Origin of the sequence: Shigella sp. FC1661, assembly GCF_001712525.1 — a bacterium.
GTDB lineage: Bacteria > Pseudomonadota > Gammaproteobacteria > Enterobacterales > Enterobacteriaceae > Escherichia > Escherichia coli.
The window spans coordinates 1-2,094 of the sequence record NZ_MDGW01000275.1; the positions used below are offsets into that span (position 1 = coordinate 1).

The 2,094-nt window shown below is 50.5% G+C and carries 3 protein-coding genes and 2 pseudogenes; 4 read left to right on the forward strand and 1 reads right to left on the reverse strand.

The features are described 5' to 3' along the window. Window positions 1–138: insA N-terminal domain protein (locus BFF42_RS15480; protein ID WP_001645659.1), on the reverse strand; the 138-nt coding region annotated here is incomplete at its 3' end. Between the two features lie 50 nt (window positions 139–188). Between BFF42_RS15480 and bcsE the strand changes: the two are divergent. From bcsE to BFF42_RS27820, 4 genes and pseudogenes are all read left to right on the forward strand, one after another. After that, a pseudogene (bcsE, locus tag BFF42_RS15485) lies at window positions 189–1,360 on the forward strand (cellulose biosynthesis protein BcsE); the annotation flags it as partial. Next, window positions 1,357–1,548 (forward strand): cellulose biosynthesis protein BcsF, encoded by a 192-nt coding sequence (bcsF, locus tag BFF42_RS15490; protein WP_000988308.1) that lies wholly within the window; start codon window positions 1,357–1,359, stop codon window positions 1,546–1,548. The pseudogene bcsE and the gene bcsF, both read left to right, overlap by 4 nt. After that, window positions 1,545–1,904, forward strand: a pseudogene (bcsG, locus tag BFF42_RS15495) (cellulose biosynthesis protein BcsG); the annotation flags it as partial. The gene bcsF and the pseudogene bcsG, both read left to right, overlap by 4 nt. A 66-nt stretch (window positions 1,905–1,970) precedes the next feature. Then, the coding region (locus BFF42_RS27820; protein WP_227894989.1) for a hypothetical protein at window positions 1,971–2,094 on the forward strand (124 nt) is incomplete at its 3' end.

The following is a 2,094-nucleotide window of genomic DNA, read 5'->3' on the forward strand; positions in this document are numbered from 1 at the left end:
GGTGTAAGTGAACTGTAGTTGCCATGTTTTACGGCAATGAGAGCAGAGATAGCGCTGATGTCCGGCAGTGCTTTTGCCGTTACGCACCACGCCTTCAGTAGCGGAGCAGGAAGGACATCTGATGGAAATGGAAGCCACGCAAGCACCTTAAAATCACCATCATACACTAAATCAGTAAGTTGGCAGCATTACCTAAATGGAGCAGGTTAAACCATTGTTCGCTTTTGGTAATTAATCCCGGAAATAATAACGATAAACAATTTTCATTGTTGCTTGAGGAATACCGTTCACTTTTTGGTCTTGCCAGTTTGCGTTTTCAGGGTGACCAACATTTGCTGGATATTGCCTTCTGGTGCAACGAAAAAGGGGTCAGCGCCCGTCAGCAGCTTAGCGTTCAGCAACAAAATGGTATCTGGACATTAGTTCAAAGCGAAGAGGCGGAGATCCAACCACGCAGCGACGAAAAACGCATTCTGAGTAATGTTGCTGTACTGGAAGGTGCGCCGCCGCTATCGGAACACTGGCAACTGTTCAACAATAACGAAGTCCTGTTCAATGAAGCCCGTACCGCTCAGGCGGCGACGGTGGTCTTTTCTTTACAGCAAAATGCGCAAATCGAGCCACTGGCCCGCAGCATTCATACCCTGCGTCGCCAGCGCGGTAGTGCGATGAAAATCCTCGTGCGGGAAAATACCGCTAGCCTGCGCGCCACCGATGAACGTTTGTTATTGGCCTGCGGTGCAAATATGGTTATTCCGTGGAATGCGCCACTCTCCCGTTGTCTGACGATGATCGAAAGCGTGCAAGGGCAGAAGTTTAGTCGCTATGTGCCGGAAGATATCACTACCTTGCTGTCAATGACCCAGCCGCTCAAACTGCGTGGTTTCCAGAAGTGGGATGTGTTCTGTAATGCCGTCAACAACATGATGAATAACCCTCTATTACCTGCCCACGGTAAAGGCGTTCTGGTTGCCCTACGTCCGGTACCGGGTATCCGCGTTGAACAAGCCCTGACGCTGTGTCGCCCTAACCGTACCGGCGATATCATGACCATTGGCGGTAATCGGCTGGTGCTGTTTCTCTCATTCTGTCGGATTAACGATCTGGATACCGCGTTGAATCATATTTTCCCATTGCCTACTGGCGACATTTTCTCAAACCGTATGGTCTGGTTTGAAGATGATCAAATCAGTGCCGAGCTGGTGCAGATGCGCCTGCTTGCCCCAGAACAATGGGGCATGCCGCTGCCTTTAACGCAAAGTTCTAAACCGGTCATCAATGCCGAGCACGATGTCGCCACTGGCGACGAATACCAGAACCCATGCGACTGTTAGATGATGCTGTGGAGCGCTCATCATGATGACCATCAGCGATATCATTGAAATTATTGTCGTTTGCGCACTGATATTTTTCCCGCTGGGCTATCTGGCGCGGCACTCTTTGCGACGCATTCGCGACACCTTACGTTTGTTCTTTGCTAAACCTCGTTATGTTAAACCGGCCGGGACATTACGCCGCACGGAAAAAGCCAGGGCAACCAAAAAATGACTCAATTTACGCAAAATACCGCCATGCCTTCTTCCCTCTGGCAATACTGGCGCGGCCTTTCCGGCTGGAACTTCTATTTTCTGGTTAAGTTCGGCCTGTTGTGGGCGGGATATCTTAACTTCCATCCGCTCCTCAATTTGGTGTTTGCCGCGTTTCTGCTGATGCCCATTCCGCGCTACAGCCTGCATCGCTTGCGCCACTGGATTGCCCTGCCGATCGGCTTTGCTTTGTTCTGGCATGACACCTGGTTGCCTGGCCCGGAAAGCATAATGAGCCAGGGTTCGCAGGTGGCGGGGTTCAGTACCGATTATTTAATCGACCTTGTCACACGCTTTATTAACTGGCAGATGATTGGGTAATGCCGATCAGTTAAGGATCAGTTGACCGATCCAGTGGCTGTGTAAGAATCCGGAAACGCTCACTTGTTTCCGGATTTTTTTATGCACATTGGACAGGCTCTTGATCTGGTATCCCGTTACGATTCTCTGCGTAACCCACTGACTTCTCTGGGGGATTACCTCGACCCCGAACTCATCTCTCGTTGCC